Source organism: Bacillus alveayuensis (assembly GCA_030812955.1).
Taxonomy (GTDB): Bacteria; Bacillota; Bacilli; order Bacillales; family Aeribacillaceae; genus Bacillus_CB; species Bacillus_CB alveayuensis.
This window is the reverse complement of the sequence record JAUSTR010000001.1, coordinates 346,969-364,515: the sequence shown is the minus strand read 5'-3', so window position 1 is coordinate 364,515 and position 17,547 is coordinate 346,969. Positions and strand designations below refer to the sequence as shown.

Below are 17,547 nucleotides of genomic sequence, written 5' to 3'. Positions count from 1 at the left end.
CTATGATTAAGTTATCAAAAGAGACGGGAAATGTCAATTATTCAATACAGAAAGAAATGCTTGGAAAACTTCGTTGCCTAAAAGCTTTCCTTTATGGGTTAAAAAAATGTACCCATCCTTTTCAAACAGCAATCCTTTTTTCTTTTGCGCCTCTATTTGCTCACCAAAGACGCTGTAAAGTGGCTTTGCAAACTTTTGTTCAAACATATTGAATGAAACCCCTTCTGTTTTCCTTAAGCCTAAAAATAATTGTTCCTCCATTTTTTCAGCAAGTGTAACCTCATGTTCTTCTAAATAAGCATATCCGCTTCGTTCAATAGATGTTATATATTTTTTTAATGGTCCTATATTCGCTCTTCTTACACCATTTACATAACTATGAGCACCTGCTCCAAAACCGAAATATTCTTCATTATTCCAATATGTTAAATTATGTTTGCTTTCATATCCTTTACAGGCAAAATTACTTATTTCATATTGATGGAACCCTTTCTGTTCCATTTTCTCCATTAACATTTCATACATGGCCGCTTCTTCTTCTTGAGGGGGAAGGGTTAACTTGCCTTTTCTCCATAAATTATAAAAAACCGTTTTCGGTTCTAGAATTAAAGAATAGGAGGAATAATGCTGTAAATCTAAAGATAATGCCGTTTCAAGCGTTTTTTTAAAATCTTTGATCGACTGTCCAGGTAATCCATAGATCAAATCAATACTTAAGTTATCAAAACCATATTTTTTTGCCCTTTTCAAAGCTTTAAATACAACTTCATTTGTATGTGTTCGACCAATTTTCTTTAACAAATCCTCTTGAAAGGTTTGAACACCGATGCTTAAGCGATTAACATGGGCGTTTTTCAGGACAGATAGTTTGTCGGCTGTTAAATTGTCAGGGTTCGCCTCGACTGTAAATTCCTCTATATGACGCATATCCAATAATTCATGAATCCAGTTCATTAAATGGTCGAGCTGTTCAGCAGTTAAAGCTGTTGGCGTCCCCCCACCAATAAAAATCGTCCGGATCCGGTTATGTGAATACCGTTTGAATGAAGCTTGCATCTCTTTGTACAAAGCGGTTAAATACTCATCAACAGGCTGGTATTGAATATAAAATTTATTAAAGTCACAGTAATGACAAATTTGTTCGCAAAACGGAATATGAATATAAACAGCTTTTGGCATGACGTTCACCTACCTTACCAAAATTAGAAATGAGAAAACCGCAGCATGAAACTGCGGCTTCGTTTGTTATTTTTGGTCATCGTCCATTTTTAATACAGCCATGAATGCTTCTTGTGGAACTTCTACTGATCCAACTTGCTTCATGCGCTTTTTACCTTCTTTTTGCTTCTCTAGAAGCTTGCGTTTACGAGAAACATCTCCTCCGTAGCATTTGGCCAAGACATTTTTGCGCATCGCTTTAATCGTTGAGCGAGCAATAATTTTATTTCCGATTGCCGCTTGAACAGGCACTTCAAATTGTTGGCGTGGAATTAATTCTTTAAGCTTTTCTACAATCACCTTTCCACGTTCATAAGCAGAATCCCGATGAACAATGAACGATAATGCGTCAATTTTTTCTCCATTTAGAAGTATGTCCATCTTCACAAGCTTGGACGCTTTATAACCAATTAATTCATAATCAAATGAGGCATATCCTTTCGTACTCGATTTCAATTGATCAAAAAAGTCGTAAACAATCTCAGATAATGGAATCTCGTAAATAATGTTTACACGGTTCTCATCTAAATATTGCATATCAATAAAAATTCCGCGTTTTCCTTGACACAATTCCATAACAGCGCCGACATAATCGTTCGGCACCATGATGCTTGCTTTTACATACGGCTCCTCAACACGATCGATTTTTTGTGGATCTGGCATGTTCGATGGATTATCCACTTTGACTAAATGGCCATCTGTTAAATAAACATGATAAATAACGCTTGGTGCTGTTGTAATCAAATCAATTTTAAATTCACGTTCAATCCGTTCTTGAATAATTTCCATATGAAGCATGCCTAAAAATCCACAACGGAATCCAAAGCCTAACGCCTGTGAAGTTTCCGGTTCGAATTCAAGGGCAGAATCGTTTAATTGTAATTTTTCTAAAGCTTCCCGTAGGTCATTGTACTTTGCTGTATCTATTGGATACATTCCACAGAATACCATTGGATTCAGTTTTCGATAACCTGGTAAAGGCTCGTCAGCTGGATGGTCTGCACTTGTAATCGTATCCCCTACACGTGTGTCGCTAACGTTTTTAATGGATGCCGTTAAAAAGCCAACATCCCCAACGGTCAACTCATCAACAGCAACAGGTTTTGGGGTGAATACTCCTACTTCCGTTACTTCAAATTCTTTTCCAGTTGCCATCATTTTAATTTTTTGACCTACTTTTACGCTTCCTTCCACAACACGGATATAGGCAACAACACCTCTATAAGAATCATATAGGGAGTCGAAGATTAACGCTTTTAACGGTGCATCTGGGTCGCCTTCAGGTGCAGGTACCTTTTCCACAATTTGCTCTAAAATTTCTTCAATTCCAATTCCTGCTTTTGCAGAAGCTAATACCGCTTCACTTGCATCTAAACCAATCACATCTTCAATCTCTTGGCGTACACGTTCAGGCTCTGCACTAGGTAAATCAATTTTATTAATGACTGGCAATATTTCTAAGTCATTATCAATGGCTAAGTAAACATTGGCAAGCGTCTGAGCTTCGATTCCTTGAGCTGCGTCTACGACTAAAATCGCCCCTTCACAAGCAGCTAAGCTTCGTGATACTTCATACGTAAAATCGACGTGACCAGGTGTATCAATTAAATGGAAAATATACTCTTCTCCATCTTTTGCTTTATATTTTAATTGAACAGCATTCAACTTAATTGTTATTCCTCGTTCGCGTTCTAATTCCATTGAATCGAGGAGCTGATCTTTCATCTCACGCTGTGTAACAGCTGCCGTTTTCTCTAAAATCCGGTCAGCTAATGTTGATTTTCCATGGTCGATATGAGCGATAATAGAAAAATTACGAATTCGTTTTTGTCGCTTCAGCTTTTCTTCTCTATTCATCTGTTCTCATCACTCCTACTACTGGCCAACTACACTAGATTTGATTATATCAATTGGATATACAAGATTCAATGTAAAAAATAAAGACCTAATCTCCTATTATATAAAGGAACTTGCCAAGGAGATTTAGGTCTTATCCTTATTGAGCCATTGTTCTATTTGCTCTGATAAAAGATGGATCATCGTTGACATAAAAGTTTGTACGCAATTAGATAGCCATTTTCCAAGCTCAGAGAAGAAGTTAAACGATTCTATCCGCTCTAGCTGCTCTTGTTTTTTCTTTATATCTTGACTTGTTAATTTATTGCCAAGGATCGATGCTTCTAATTCTCCATTTTCTTTTTCATGAATTTGTAAAGCTCCTAACGTTTCCGTGGCTTCATACCCTCTCATCTTTTTTAATCCTTCATTTGCTTGTTGGATACCGATAATGACGCCGATCAATAGAACTAGACATACGAAAAAACTTTTTGCCATAAATTTTACCATTTATCTTCCCTCCTCAACAATGAAAGGTTTATGGCTTTTCAATACTGTTTGCGTTCACTTTTTCAGCTTGCCAGTAATATTCACTAAAAACGTCTGCAACTGCTTCAGCTGTCCGACTTAATTCTTCCATATTGTTATCAACACCACCGAATTCTATTAACAACGCATTTTCTGATAGGTCTTGATTGTATATCCCGTTGACCCCTTTTCCTTTTTTGGCAACAACACCCCGACTTAAACCAGGATATTTTTTTTCAAATAATTGGTGCAATTCTTTAGCCAATCTTGTATTTTTATCTGCCTTCGGGTTGTTTCCTCCAATGACAAAAACAATTTTCGCATAGCTCTCACCATTGATCGTTACGGTAGTATCTTTGTGTCGTAATCCATCGCGATGAATATCGATTAAGTATTGAAGATCACGATTTTTGGCCAGTGCACTTTGAACAACTGGCCGAGATGCATCATATGACGCACCGTAGCTTAGATTTTTTTTCTTTAATAAAGATTGAAAATCTTCTGTTTCAAAATGAACACCAATTCCTCGATCTTCTAATTCTTCCTTCAGCTTTTTCCCAACTAGAGTAACGTTCGCTGTTGAGTGATAGGCCGTGTTCGGATCACTCGTGTCATCTGCTTTTAAAAACGGAAAATACGATTCTGTGTTATGGGTATGATAAATATAAACAACTTTTCTCCCCTCTGTCGTTAAAGGGGGCGAAGGGGGAACATTCTCTTGCCCCTCATGATCCTGTAAGCTTTCAATCGAGGCTTCTCTTTCTTCCAGAAGGACTTCTGTTGGGGGTGCTGACTCAATAGGCATATTAGTATAATTCGTTCCTTCTCCGGCCACTAAAATCTCACTATCAAATAGGGAAAATCCTGGTAGCTCACGACCTAATAAGCTTCTAGGATCATCTGGATTAATACTTGTTGTTAATTTTAAAAACAGAGATGAAAGTTTAAAATCTATTGAATGAGATGGTAGTGATTGAGAAAAATAATGGTTTTCTAAGCTCAATAAATGAAGAAATACCTCTCCATTCACTTCACTTGAAAATTCATGAATAGAATCGGACGATGGCCGGAATTCAGGTTTTAAGGAAGTGAGCATGCCTACTAGCAAAAATACGAGAATCATCCCGACAAATAATCCAGCCATCATTTTCAATAAGCTTGTCCCATTTATCGTCACTACCATTCCGTTTTTTTTCATCATGATCCTCCTTCAAGGCTTTATCTATTAAAACGTATGAAAGCACTTGAAAGAGTAGAACAGTAATCTTGTTTAATGGGTATATGCACCTGAATTATGGGGATTGACTTGATGATGAAGTGCCATATTTAGTCCATTTGCGATTACATTCGCCATATCTTCAATAAAGACATCTACTTCTTTCGGTGTAACCATTAAGTTATGTCCGAGTGGTGATAAGACCTCATATATTAATTTTCTTTTTTCTTCTTCCTCTAAGCTGCCGATTAGTCCGAAAAACTGCTTTCGTTTCTTTTCATCTGGTAAATCTTCATCTGTTAAAACTTTTCTTTCTCCAAATGTAAGCCCTGCCGGTGCTAAATCACGTGATGGGCGATCACCTTCTTTCATTTCTCGGCCAAAGTGCTTGAAAATAAAATCAATCGTATCACTCGTAATGGATACTGCATCGACAACGGTTGGAATGCCAATAGCAATAACGGGGATTCCTAATGTTTCTTTACTTAATTCTTTTCGTTTATTGCCGACACCAGATCCTGGGTGAATGCCGCTGTCAGATATTTGGATCGTCGTATTAACCCGTTCAATCGACCTTGCCGCAAGAGCATCAATTGCAATAATAAAGTCTGGCTTTGATTGCTTCACAACTCCTAAAATAATGTCGCTCGTTTCAATTCCAGTAAGTCCCATCACCCCAGGTGCCAATGCGCTTACTGGTCGATATCCTTCCTGTACATTCTCAGGCTCAAGCTGAAACAAATGTCGGGTAATTAACAAATTTTCACATACAAGTGGACCTAAGGAATCTGGTGTAACATTCCAATTTCCAAGTCCGACAACAAGACAGCTAGCCTCTTTGGAAATATTCCATTCTTTTAAAAAAGTACTAAATTCCTTAGCGAATACATCCATTACTTTTTCTTGCAGCTCTGTATCCTTTTTTCGAATTCCTTGAACTTCAAGAGTTAAATATTTCCCTTTCTTTTTTCCTAAAGATTTTGCCCCTTGATCCTGAATTTCAACTTTTGACACTTTTATTCCATTTTCATTTTTTTCTTCATACACTACACCATCGATTGATGACTGTTCTTTTTTCTCCATGACCAATTTTCGTGCTTCTACAGCTAAATCTGTTCGCACTGCATATTTACTTAAATCAATCGCATCGCTCATTTTGAACATCCTTTCCAAGCAACGAGTTATTTTCATTTTTTCCAAACACGGTGCATCTCATTCTTCTGGGCGTGTTTCAACGTAAATTCCTTTACAATGTATTGCAAAAGAAATGTGCGTTTGATAGAATATCTTTTGTTCTAATTGTTTAGAAACGTCGAGTATGTCTATCTCGGTTACTTGTAGGAGGTGAAATTCAATGCCAAATATTAAATCAGCTGTTAAACGTGTAAAAACAAGTGAAAAACGCCGTGCTCAAAATGTTGCAATGAAGTCTGCAATGCGCACTGCGATGAAAAAATTTGAATCATTAGTTGTAAATAACGATGTTGAAAATGCAAAAATTGCTTTTCGAGAAGCATCTAAAAAGATTGACAAAGCTGCCCAAAAAGGGATTATTCACAAAAATGCAGCGGCTCGTTTCAAATCTCGCTTAGCGAAAAAGCTTAACAACTTATCTGCCTAATGAAAAACGATCCTCATAATGGAGGATCGTTTTTGTTTATCAGTTGTAATGTTGCATTTTTACGTTTGAAATCGTTTCATTAATAACAACTCTAACACGAGCTGTTTGTCCATTTTTCCTGCTTTCATTTCAAAATCAGCTTCTGCAAGCTGCTGGATGATACTAGTTAACTCATGATCTTGAAACATTTTTGCTTGCTTATAGGCCAATTTCACTCGATATGGATGAACCTTTAAAATACTTGCAATTTGCGGCTGTGTATACCCAGAAGCCCCCAATTGCTTAACTTGGTAAAGAAGCCGAAATTGACTCGCCATCAAATTTAATATCTTTATGGGCTCTTCATTCATTTTTAATAAATGGTAAAAAAGCTCTAAAGCCTTTTCCTTTTTCTTTTGAATGACATAATCAATTAATTCAAAAATATTTTGCTCTAATGTTCTGGCAACAAGTTTTTTTACATCTTCCTCAGTAATGGTATTTCCTTTCCCAACATATGTACATAACTTTTTCATTTCACTGCTTATAATCATTAAATTTCCAGAGGTTAGCGCAAATAGTTGATCGATTGCACTTTGTTCAATCAAAACATCTTCTTGTCTCGCTAATTCATTCATCCAAGCAATCGTTTCGCTTTCAGATAATTCATTCATCTCTACGACATTTGCTTTCTTTTTTAAAAGTTTTGTTATTTTTTTCCTTTCATCCAACTTTTCATAAGGTGCAATAAGAGCTAAAATCGTAAAAGGTGATGGTTCTTCAATATACCTTTCAAATTTTTCTAAATGGTGCTCAACCTTTTCTTTTTTCTTTTCCGTTGATAAAAAATAAGGGTTTTTGATGACAACGACACGTTTTTCCCCCATAAACGGCAAAGTTTCTGCATCTTCAATGGCCGTATCAATTTCTGTTTCTTCCATATCAAACATTGAAAAGTTAAAATCACGCTCCTCTTCAGGTATTGTATGTTCTTGCAATAAACGTACCGTTTCCGATAATAAGAAGGTTTCTTTACCATAAAAAACATATATTGGTTTAAAGTTTTTATGTTTTAATTCATTCCATATTTTCACAATCATGCATGTCGACTCCTACAAATTTTGTACTTCATATATCGTAAAAGGAATTCATGATTTTGACAAGTATTGGGCATAATGAATGAGGGAATTGGATGATGTCCAATTCCCTAAAATCTATATGAACATTTTTTTGTAAGCCCCGGGAAACTTACAAAAAAATGATTGCTTAACTTTATGTTTTCCCGATTCATTGTGAATATAGTTGTTAATCGTTAACATGGTGTGAGTTGGCAACGATGTATAGATTTTTTTAGAAAAATCACTTATACTAGTGATGAAATAGGAGGGGTAACTAGTGAACGAATTTGAAAAAAACGTACAAAGTAAGCGTAATGATGCTGTCGATTCTGCAGTTGGATTTATTGTTTCATTTGGATTTTTTGCGACATTGTTTATTATTGCAACACTTGTCAATTTTTTTGGTTCCTAATTGTGAAAGAGGCTGCAAAGGAAGCAGTCTCTTTTCTCAAGTCTTCGACATTGTCAAAGTTTGTTTCGGAACCTTTATTATATCTATTACAACGCTCACTTTTCTTATTCTACTGCTATATCGTATGGTGGGTAAATCAAAAAGGTTCCATTCCCTTGGCGAAAACGATATTGAATTGAACCCATTTCATCCGTTCTGAATATGATCACATTTTCTGTATGAAGTCGTGTTAACACTTCTTGATGTGGATGATTGTAGCGATTATTTCTCCCTACAGAAATGATGGCATATGTTGGTTTTATTGCATGAAGAAATGCTTCACTTGATGATGTTCGACTGCCATGATGTCCAACCTTTAATACGTCAACCTGTAGGTTTGGATACACATTTAGTAATTTGAATTCACCTTCTTCTTCCAAGTCCCCTGTAAAAAGCCACCTTTTCCCGCCGATTTTTGCATATAAAACTAAAGAGCCATCATTGCTTGATCCGGGATTCCCAAGAGGTGAAAGAACTAGAAAAGTCGGAGAGATGGAAATTTGGTCACCTCCACTTACTTCCACAATGTTGACTTCCTTTTCTGTTGCAGCTGAAAGGATCGATCGCTCCATATCTCCTTTTATGAAAAATTTAGGTATGAATAAATGTTTTACATGAACGCTTTCTAAAATCGTGATCGCTTCACCAACATGATCGATATCCCCATGTGTTAAAAAAAGTCCATCAAGTGTTGCGACCCCTTTTGATTTTAAAAATGGTATCAGGTTATCCTCCCCTATTGAAAAGGGGGATTTTTTCTTTTGCCAATCTTCTTTGTCAAATGTTAAGATTCCTCCCGTATCAATTAAGAAAGAATTACCAAATCCAGGTTCACGTATGAAAATCGCATCTCCTTGACCAACATCAATAAAAGTCACTTCTCCCGGCTGGAAAGCTTTCATTACAATCACATATAAAAATAGGACAACGATTAATTTCAATAGTAATGAAACGGTTCGGTGAATCGTTTCTGATTTTTCTATATGAATCATGAAATAAAAAATGATGATGTAAATAAATACTAGGCTTACTTCCGAAATGGCGCCAACAGTGATCGAAGAAATTTTCCAATCACTAATCATTTCGGCAAATTGCAAAGAAAAGTCAAAAACTGCATGATGGAGTGAAACAGCCATTTTCCCAAGTGGTTTCATCATGAGTAATAAAAAAATGGTGATGAAGGAAAATGGAAGCAACAAAAAAACATAAAGCGGGACATACAAAAGATTGACGATAACACTAAGTGGTGAAAACTCGTAAAAATGATACAATACAATAGGAAATGAGCTTACTTGAGATAGCAATGTCACCATTATAACCGTTTGAAATAGGTGATGGCATTTTTTTAAAAGAGGCTGGGAAAAAATAAGGGCGTAGCTAATGATGTAGGATAATTGAAAGCCGATATGATCAACATAAAATGGATTGATGATTAAAAGCATGATGAAACTAATGGAAATACAATCTGCTGGAATAACGGATTTATAAAATAATTGACTAAGAAGAACAATTTCTGCCATTAAACACGCTCTTAAAACAGAAGGTGCTGCTCCTGTTATCATGGCGAAAATGGGCAACATGAAACAAAGCAGTAAAATCACTTGCTCCTTCGTTAATCCTAGGCGTAATAACAACCAATATAAAAAGCCTGTCATGAATCCGACATGCAAACCTGAAATCGCTAATAAGTGAACAATCCCTAATTGCTGATAAACTTGATAGTCTCCTTCTTCAATATTCCTTCGTTCTCCTATGATTAAAGCTTGAACAAATCCGCTGCTTCGATCAGGATAATGGCTTTCAATAAATTGCTGGATCGTTTCACGGTAAAGTTGAAGCTGATCAAATATATTTCGTTGATCCTGACATTGACGAATAGATGTAACGTAAAAAATCCAATGTATTTTTTTGGAATTTAAATTTTTTTTATAATTAAAACCGTTTTCAATCGTATTTTGTTTTGGTTCGATCAATTCCCCTTCAAAGAAGCAAACTGCACCTGATCTCCATTGCTTTGCTTTTTCAAGCTCTGACTGTTTTTGAAATGTATAATAGCTTTTTATTTTTTCTTTTCCATCCATTTCGATTATAAAAGACATTTTCTCCCCATCAATAGATGGAGATTCGATTATTTTTCCGTACCCTTTATATTCGCCTTTTGAATATATCGTTACATTTTTCGTTTGTACATAACTTGAGTATGTGAACATTAATATATAAATGGTCATATAAAGGATACTCGTTTTCATCGAGTATTTTTTGTTAATCCATATAACTAAACAAATTAAGACGAGAAAGGCAGAAAAGGAGGCAATGCTTGCCAACAAAACTGTCATGGCAACATATGTCCATTGACCTTTCAATCATTTGGCCTCCTTTTTCGTTAAACGATGTTTTGTTTAAGCTCTTTTTCTGAGAAAAAACTTTTTCATACATGGGTTGGGAGTGAAAGCTCATGGTTGTTTCTAAAAGATTGATCTTTACTATAGCTTTTCGACTGTCATAAGAAAGAGACGCTTGCTATGTCACTTGCAAGCGTGACGTGTGATGCGAACAAAAATCGTTGGTCGGACAAATGTAATTTGTCCGATCATGTGCTTTGTTCAGTTCATAGACAGTCGAAAAGCATCAAAGTTTACGAAAACAGCCTTGTTTTAAAAAGCTTTATGGCTTGTTCGTTCCATTGACTTAATTCTTTTTCCGATACCCCTAATTGGGCTAGATGATTTAACAATTGCTTGACATAATCCCATTTTTCATTTTTTTTAAGGTCTAAAGTTGTTTCATCAAATTCCACCTGCTCGACTTGTACACCTGCTTGGTCGAACAACTCAAGTGCATACGGATGATTTTTGTAATTTTTCGCATAGTAGACTTGCTTGATTCCAGCTTGAATAAGGGCTTTACTACATTGCAGACATGGAAAATGAGTAACATAAATTTCCGCTCCTTCTGTTGGAACACCAAATTTAGCACATTGTAATAGGGCGTTCATTTCCGCATGTATCGTTCGAACACAATGGTTATCAACCACATAACATCCAACGTCTGTACAGTGAACTCCACCAGCAATGGAACCATTATAGCCTCCTGCAATAATGCGTTTATCACGAACAATCGTTGCACCTACAGCTAGTCTAGTACACGTGCTCCGAAGTGCAAGCAAATGACTTTGTGCCATAAAATATTGATTCCATGAAATTCGCTCCATCCTTTTTCCTCCGTCCTATGATTATTCCATTACAGTTTAGCTATATTATTCATTAACCGTCAATCCTTATTGTACTGTAATATCGTCTTTTATTTTTTCAAACGATTTTTCGCCAATGCCTGAAACATTTTTAATTTCATCAACTGCTTGAAATGGTCCATTTTCTTCACGATATGATATAATTGCTTCTGCTTTTGATGGGCCAATTCCAGTTAACGTTTGCAGCTCTTCCATCGTCGCATTGTTAATATTTATTTTATTATTCGAAGGGGATTGATTGTTATCATTGCTAGCTTGTTCCCCTATTTTCGGAACATAGACGATCGAGCCATCAACAAGCTTCGCTGCTAAATTCACTTGGTTAATATCTGCATTTTCATGAAACCCACCAGCCTTTTCGATTACCGTTAATACACGGTCCGTTTCCTTCACTTCGTAAACACCTGGATTTTTCACAGCCCCTTTAACATCAACATAAATGATCATCTCCTCTTGCTGGTCATTTTCTTGACTTATCCTTTCAAATTCAGGCATATCATGCTCTTGAAGCTGCTGTTCATTTTCTGTGACAACATGCTCATCTCGTTCTGTATATTGAACCAATGTTATTATACCGATCACAAAAAGAACAGGAACGATCCAATATTTTTTAAAAAGCAACCGATAATCCATTTGATAAAAAATCTCCTTTCATTGTTCATAAATTGTTTTTCTTTTTCATATTGTGTAGGAGAGAAAATGTTTTAAAAAGGAGGGGTGATTAAATGAATGTAGGTTTTGTTGGAACAGGAAATATGGGGCGGATTCTCATTGAAGCATTTCTCGACGCAAATGTCCTATCTCCCTCGTCAATTTATATTACGAATAGAACAATAAAAAAGGCGGAAAAAATTCAAGAATCATATCCTAGCATCAACCTTTGTTTAACCGTAGAAGAAGTTGTCAAAAATGCGGATTATATTTTTATTTGTGTCAAACCTTTAGATATACACCCCCTTTTAATGAAAATTCGAGAGCATTTACATGAAAAGCAATGCCTAATTTCGATCACAAGTCCGCTAACTGTTGAACAAATTGAATCCATGGTATCGTGCCAAGCAGCAAGAGTGATTCCGAGTATTACGAATCGAGCCTTATCAGGTGTATCATTATTCACTTTCGGGAGCCGATGTTCAATGGAAGCGAAATTAACCATTAAAGAATTATTTTCCCATATTTCGACACCGATAGAAATTGAAAACAACATTACGAGAATTGCATCAGACATTGTTAGCTGTGGACCTGCCTTTTTTAGCTTCCTTTTGCAAAAATTTATAGAAGCAGCTGTAAAAGAAACAGAAATTTCTCAAGAAAAAGCGGTTCAACTAGCAAGTGAAATGCTTATAGGGCTGGGGAAATTAATAGAAAGCGGTCACTATACATTACCTGCTTTACAAAAGAAAGTATGTGTGAAAGGTGGAGTAACAGGAGAAGGAATTAAAGTGTTGGATTCTGAAATTGGGGATCTTTTTATTCATTTATTTCAGCGTACACATGCAAAATATGACGAAGATGTCAAAGTAGTGACTGAGCAATTTCACTCCTAAAGAAATGTAAATCGTCAACGATCTCATGAAGCGAAAAGTAAGCCGTATCCTGATCTAAACTTTGCCACTGTATCGTTGAAACGAATTTTTCTTAATGTGTAATATATACTTCGCTAATCTTTAAACAAATTCCTTCAATATTTTTTAAATATTTTATACAGTCATTGACAAAAGCAGAGGGAGGGTAGCTTTTTTGCAAAATAGTGATCCTAAAATGCTTTTCGTCTGAAACCATCGAAGTAATATCGATGGTTTCTCATTTTCCCTCTTTTCTTGCAATGAAGAAGATTCTTTCAGCTTGATCCATTGGAGTATGTTCGAATGCTGTTAAAACCTTCAATACAGATAAGCGACATTCCACTAGCATTTGTTTATATTCCTGAACCGAAAATGTCCGTTGTTCATGATCCTCATCATAGCGTTTATAATTTTCACCGTTTCTCACAAAAAAAGTTAACTCATGTACAACACTATGCTGATACGATCCTTCAAAACAATTCCAAATATAACTTATTTCATCATCGTTATCGGCAAAAGTATTTCCTTTCAATAAGTTTTCTACTTTATAAACAGAATGAACATCGAAAATGAGCAAGCCTCCATCATTTAAATGTTCAAACACATGTTGAAATGTCGCCAATACATCTTCTTTTGTTAATAAATAATTGATCGCATCAACGCAGATAAAAATATAGTCAAATGGTTGAAAGCCGTGTAAGGAGCGCATATCTTGCTTCACAAATAAAGCATGATTTTGACCATACGCTTCCATCTTTTCCTGAGCAATTGCAAGCATATCTTCAGATAAATCTACACCAGTTACGTGATAGCCTAATTGCGCTAGCCGATAGGAAATTTCCCCAGTCCCACAGGCAAGATCTAAAACTCTCTTTCCACCGTTTCCATAAGTAATGGAGCTTTGATGTAAAAATTGCACCCACTTATCATAAGGAACATCCTTCATCAAATAATCATAAATATAAGCGAAATGATGGTACATCATGATAGCAGCTCACTATTAACATCTTCTATTGGGGCATCACCCCAAAGCTTCTCTAAGTTATAATAACTTCTTTCATCACGGTGAAAGATATGAGCAATTACATCGCCAAGGTCAACAAGAATCCATTTCGCCTCTTCAAAACCTTCCATCCTTTTAACAGATAACCCGTTTTCTTCTGCTTTCTCTTTTAATTCTCTTGCTATTGCTTGCACTTGCTTTTCGTTATTTCCATGACAAATAAGAAAATAATCAGCCATAAGTGAGATCCTTTTCATATTTAAGGCAATAATATCTTCTGCTTTTTTAGCATCGCAAGCTTTAACTGCTAATTCAAGAACTTCATATGAAGTCATTTAATGATCATTCCTCCTTTAATCGTTTTGCTAAATCATTGTAAGCTTTAAACGTATCTGGGTAGATCGGTTGATTTTTTTTCATTAAAAAAATGATCGTATTTTGCATAGATTTAAATAGAGCGCGGTCTAAATTGTCCATCGCTAATTGTCGAACTTCCTCGACACCAGGAAAATGACGTCCTGGCTCAATATAGTCTGCTAAATAGATGACTTTTTCTAATGGAGTCATCTGTTCCCTTCCGGAAGTATGGTATTTGATGGCATCCAACACATCTGAATCGTGTATTCCAACTTCTTTTTCCGCTAAATACGCTCCGACCGGCGCATGCCAAAGCTCTGTATTGTAATCTAATAAATCCTTTGGCATATTTTGCTCCACAATGATTTGTTTCATTTCATCTTTTGGATAAAATTTAGCATAATCGTGAAATATAGCTGCTAACTCTGCCTTTTTCGGATTTACACCGTATTTTTCCGCAAGTGCCACCGCCGTTTCCATTACACCGATTGTATGTTGATACCGATGCTCTGTCAATTTTTTTTTCACAATGGACAATGCTTCTTCACGATTCATATAAATGATTCTCCTTTATATATTGAATAACTGATTCTGGTAACAGGTAATGAACGGTTTTTCCTTCCTTCAAGCGCTTGCGTATCATGGTTGAAGATACGTCGAATTGAGGTACATTCACTTCTAAAATGGAAAATGGTGATTGAATGGAATAACCCGTTCTTTTAACACCGACAAATTGAATACAGTTTTGCAATTGCTCAATTTTATACCATTTTGGCAAATATTCAATCATGTCAGCACCAATAATGAAATAAAATTCGACTTGCGAATACCGCTGTTTTAAAAGTCGTATCGTGTCATATGTATAGGAAGGGCCAGGCCGTTCCAATTCAATCGTTTCAATGCGAAAAAATTCATTCCCTTTAACGGCTAGCTTTAACATATTTACTCGGTGATAGCTATCACAAATCTTTTCATTTTGCTTATGAGGAGGAATTTGGTTAGGCATAAACCATATTTCCGTTAAATTTAGCGAATGTAAAACTTCATTCGCAATCAGTAAATGGCCGAAATGAGGTGGATCAAACGTTCCACCAAATATGCCAACCTTTTTCACTCAATATCCCCCTCTCTACAGTTTAGTTCGGCAACACAATTTGTTTCCGTTCCTCCGATTCTTTATAAAGAACGATAACATTACCAATGATTTGCACAAGCTCTGCATTAGATCCATTGGCAATCTCTTGAGCAACGTTTTTTTTATCCATATCACAGTTTTGCAGCACACTCACCTTTATGAGTTCCCTTGCTTCTAACGCTTCCCTTATTTGCTTCACCATATTTTCATTCACCCCACCTTTACCGACTTGAAAAATCGGATCTAAATGGTGAGCTAAAGAACGTAAATACCGCTTTTGCTTTCCTGTTAACATCATGATGCTCCTCTCAATTTTTCATAGACAATATTTTTCATACGTTGAACATTTGGCTCAATTCCTGTCCATAATTGAAAAGCTTGCGCCGCTTGATGAACAAACATGCCAACGCCATCAACCGTTTTTGCACCAAGTTTTTTAGCTTCCTTCAAAAATGCTGTTTGTAGCGGATTATAAATAATGTCTGTTACGACTGTTTGTTCGTGAATCAACCCCGATAGTTCTAATGGTTTTGCATGGACATGCGGTGACATTCCAATTGATGTCGTTTGAACAATTAAATCATATATTTTTACAGTATGACGGAATTCCTCTAGTGAATAGATTTTTCCATTTATTTGAAATGGACAAAGTTCTTTTAATTGCTGTGCGCGCTCTTTCGTTCGGTTTACAAGATCAATGTTTACAAATCCTTCTTTTGCTAATGTCGTCAAAATGGCTCGTGCAGCTCCCCCTGCCCCAATCAACAACACTTGAGCTTCGGAATGCTCTTTCTGCACAAACGGTTTGATGGACTTGTAAAAACCTACTCCATCTGTATTATAACCGATCAATTTTCCATCGCGATTCTGTACGGTATTAACAGCACCGATTAAACGGGCGCTTTCATCGATTTCGTCTAACATTGGCATAATGCTTACTTTATGTGGTATCGTCACATTCAATCCTTTTATGCCTAATGCTTTTATTCCTTCAACAGCTTCTTTTAAATGTTCTTGTTTTACTTGAAAAGGAAGGTATACTCCTTTTATGTGATGATGCTTGAAAGCATCATTATGGATAAGCGGCGACATAGAATGTCCAATCGGATCGCCTATAACCCCAAAAATTTCTTCCATTTTTTCTCCCTCCCCTTTTATCTTGAGTTTAAATTAAGGAATGACGCAACGCAACATGTACGCCTTTCGGGGCATAAGCAATGACGCGTTTATTTTCTTCATTTACCGTTACCCAGCCAAGTCCAGAAAAGACGATATCTGTTTTTTTCGATTTAATGGTGAATTCATGTGGAACAAGCTCTGGAAAGGATTCGACATATTCCTTCCTTGGTGGAAAAAGCATTTCCCCTACATGTGTTTTATATAGTGAATCTGCTTTCTCTAACTTTGTGCGATGAATATTCATTTCATTTGGAAGATAACAAACAAATGAAGTTCTTCCGCCTTTGATAAAATCTAATCGGGCTAGTCCACCGAAAAATAACGTTTGCTCTTCGTTTAATTGATACACTTTCGGTTTAATTTCTTTTTTTGGTGTTAAAAGCTTTAAATCCCGGCGATCAATGTAATGAGCCATTTGGTGATGGTTTATAATACCTGGCGTATCATATAGCGCTGCCCCATCATGCAAAGGAATTTCGATAAGATCTAGAGTTGTACCTGGGAAATGGGACGTTGTAATCATGTCCCCTTCACCTGTCACTTCTTTAATGATTCGATTAATAAATGTTGATTTACCTACATTTGTACAACCAACTACATAAACATCTTGTCCATTTCGGTAATGGTCAATAGCTGCGGCAACTTCTTTTATTCCATGACCTTTTGATGAGCTTACGAGAAAAACATCAATCGGCTTTAAACCATATTCTTTTGCTTGTCTTCTCATCCAATTTATTAGTTTTTGTTCCTTTACAGATTTAGGTAAAACGTCAACTTTATTCCCAACTAGAATGATAGGATTATGGCCGACAAATCGTTGAATACCCTTTATCCAGCTTCCATTCACATCAAAAATATCCACTATTTTTACGACTAAAGCTTTCGTTTCACCAATCTTGTGTAAAATTTTCAAAAAATCTTCATCATTTAAGGAAACATCTTGAATATCGTTATAATTTTTGATGCGAAAACAGCGTCTGCAAATGACTTCCTCTTTTTCTAAAGCAGCTTTTGGGGTATAACCAGGTTTACCGGGATCTTCTGTCTGAATTTTAATGCCACAACCAACACAAACGATTTCACTCAAAGTG

Annotated in this window: 19 protein-coding genes; 3 read left to right on the top strand and 16 right to left on the bottom strand. The window is 36.1% G+C overall.

Going from position 1 to position 17,547, the window contains the following annotated elements; genetic code table 11:
* Positions 1-33 precede the first annotated feature (33 nt).
* From hemW to gpr, 5 genes are all read right to left on the bottom strand, one after another.
* The gene (gene hemW, locus J2S06_RS01780; RefSeq protein ID WP_419151100.1) at positions 34-1,179 is read right to left on the bottom strand and encodes a radical SAM family heme chaperone HemW; all 1,146 of its coding nucleotides are present in this window, start codon (positions 1,177-1,179) and stop codon (positions 34-36) included.
* A gap of 66 nt (positions 1,180-1,245) precedes the next feature.
* Positions 1,246-3,075, bottom strand: coding sequence for a translation elongation factor 4 (gene lepA / locus J2S06_RS01775; protein WP_419151099.1), 1,830 nt, complete (start codon positions 3,073-3,075; stop codon positions 1,246-1,248).
* Positions 3,076-3,201: 126 nt separating this feature from the next.
* Positions 3,202-3,564: a DUF3679 domain-containing protein gene (locus J2S06_RS01770; RefSeq protein WP_419151098.1), complete on the bottom strand. Its 363-nt coding sequence runs from the start codon at positions 3,562-3,564 to the stop codon at positions 3,202-3,204.
* A gap of 28 nt (positions 3,565-3,592) precedes the next feature.
* Positions 3,593-4,780: a stage II sporulation protein P gene (spoIIP, locus tag J2S06_RS01765; protein WP_419151097.1), complete on the bottom strand. Its 1,188-nt coding sequence runs from the start codon at positions 4,778-4,780 to the stop codon at positions 3,593-3,595.
* Positions 4,781-4,852: 72 nt separating this feature from the next.
* Positions 4,853-5,953 (bottom strand): GPR endopeptidase, encoded by a 1,101-nt coding sequence (gene gpr / locus J2S06_RS01760; protein WP_419151096.1) that lies wholly within the window; start codon positions 5,951-5,953, stop codon positions 4,853-4,855.
* A 199-nt stretch (positions 5,954-6,152) separates the two neighbouring features.
* Here gpr and rpsT point away from each other — a divergent pair, with 199 nt between their 5' ends.
* The gene (rpsT, locus tag J2S06_RS01755; protein ID WP_419151095.1) at positions 6,153-6,419 is read left to right on the top strand and encodes a 30S ribosomal protein S20; all 267 of its coding nucleotides are present in this window, start codon (positions 6,153-6,155) and stop codon (positions 6,417-6,419) included.
* A gap of 59 nt (positions 6,420-6,478) precedes the next feature.
* On the opposite strand, the gene holA is transcribed toward rpsT, so the two are convergent.
* Complete coding sequence (gene holA, locus J2S06_RS01750) at positions 6,479-7,498, bottom strand: DNA polymerase III subunit delta (RefSeq protein WP_419151094.1); 1,020 nt, start codon at positions 7,496-7,498, stop codon at positions 6,479-6,481.
* Between the two features lie 295 nt (positions 7,499-7,793).
* Here holA and J2S06_RS01745 point away from each other — a divergent pair, with 295 nt between their 5' ends.
* On the top strand, positions 7,794-7,928 hold the full coding sequence (locus J2S06_RS01745; RefSeq protein ID WP_419151093.1) for a YqzM family protein: 135 nt from the start codon (positions 7,794-7,796) through the stop codon (positions 7,926-7,928).
* Positions 7,929-8,032: 104 nt separating this feature from the next.
* On the opposite strand, the gene J2S06_RS01740 is transcribed toward J2S06_RS01745, so the two are convergent.
* The 3 genes from J2S06_RS01740 to J2S06_RS01730 all read right to left on the bottom strand — a co-directional run bounded on the left by J2S06_RS01740 (position 8,033) and on the right by J2S06_RS01730 (position 11,850).
* Positions 8,033-10,330, bottom strand: coding sequence for a DNA internalization-related competence protein ComEC/Rec2 (locus tag J2S06_RS01740; RefSeq protein ID WP_419151092.1), 2,298 nt, complete (start codon positions 10,328-10,330; stop codon positions 8,033-8,035).
* Positions 10,331-10,602: 272 nt separating this feature from the next.
* Positions 10,603-11,178, bottom strand: coding sequence for a ComE operon protein 2 (locus J2S06_RS01735; RefSeq protein ID WP_044747675.1), 576 nt, complete (start codon positions 11,176-11,178; stop codon positions 10,603-10,605).
* A gap of 66 nt (positions 11,179-11,244) precedes the next feature.
* Positions 11,245-11,850: a helix-hairpin-helix domain-containing protein gene (locus J2S06_RS01730; RefSeq protein WP_419151091.1), complete on the bottom strand. Its 606-nt coding sequence runs from the start codon at positions 11,848-11,850 to the stop codon at positions 11,245-11,247.
* Positions 11,851-11,942: 92 nt separating this feature from the next.
* Between J2S06_RS01730 and comER the strand changes: the two genes are divergently transcribed.
* On the top strand, positions 11,943-12,764 hold the full coding sequence (comER, locus tag J2S06_RS01725; RefSeq protein WP_044747673.1) for a late competence protein ComER: 822 nt from the start codon (positions 11,943-11,945) through the stop codon (positions 12,762-12,764).
* Positions 12,765-13,020: 256 nt separating this feature from the next.
* Here comER and J2S06_RS01720 read toward each other — a convergent pair whose 3' ends face one another.
* The 7 genes from J2S06_RS01720 to yqeH are packed head-to-tail and all read right to left on the bottom strand — an operon-like array spanning position 13,021 to position 17,543.
* Entirely contained in the window at positions 13,021-13,767 is a 747-nt protein-coding gene (locus J2S06_RS01720) for a class I SAM-dependent DNA methyltransferase (RefSeq protein ID WP_419151090.1), read from the bottom strand.
* Complete coding sequence (gene rsfS, locus J2S06_RS01715; RefSeq protein ID WP_044747671.1) at positions 13,764-14,120, bottom strand: ribosome silencing factor; 357 nt, start codon at positions 14,118-14,120, stop codon at positions 13,764-13,766. Before rsfS ends, J2S06_RS01720 begins: the two co-directional genes overlap by 4 nt.
* Before the next feature lie 7 nt (positions 14,121-14,127).
* Entirely contained in the window at positions 14,128-14,697 is a 570-nt protein-coding gene (gene yqeK / locus J2S06_RS01710) for a bis(5'-nucleosyl)-tetraphosphatase (symmetrical) YqeK (protein ID WP_044747670.1), read from the bottom strand.
* Positions 14,687-15,256, bottom strand: a complete 570-nt coding sequence (locus J2S06_RS01705) for a nicotinate-nucleotide adenylyltransferase (RefSeq protein ID WP_419151089.1) — start codon at positions 15,254-15,256, stop codon at positions 14,687-14,689. Before J2S06_RS01705 ends, yqeK begins: the two co-directional genes overlap by 11 nt.
* 22 nt (positions 15,257-15,278) lie before the next feature.
* Positions 15,279-15,572 carry a ribosome assembly RNA-binding protein YhbY gene (gene yhbY, locus J2S06_RS01700; RefSeq protein ID WP_044747668.1) on the bottom strand — a complete coding sequence of 98 codons (294 nt, stop codon included), beginning with the start codon at positions 15,570-15,572 and terminating at the stop codon, positions 15,279-15,281.
* Positions 15,572-16,414 carry a shikimate dehydrogenase gene (gene aroE / locus J2S06_RS01695; protein ID WP_419151088.1) on the bottom strand — a complete coding sequence of 281 codons (843 nt, stop codon included), beginning with the start codon at positions 16,412-16,414 and terminating at the stop codon, positions 15,572-15,574. The genes yhbY and aroE overlap by 1 nt, the downstream gene beginning before the upstream one ends.
* Before the next feature lie 28 nt (positions 16,415-16,442).
* A complete protein-coding gene (gene yqeH, locus J2S06_RS01690) occupies positions 16,443-17,543 on the bottom strand; it encodes a ribosome biogenesis GTPase YqeH (protein WP_044747666.1) in 1,101 nt (366 codons plus the stop codon).
* Positions 17,544-17,547 lie beyond the last annotated feature (4 nt).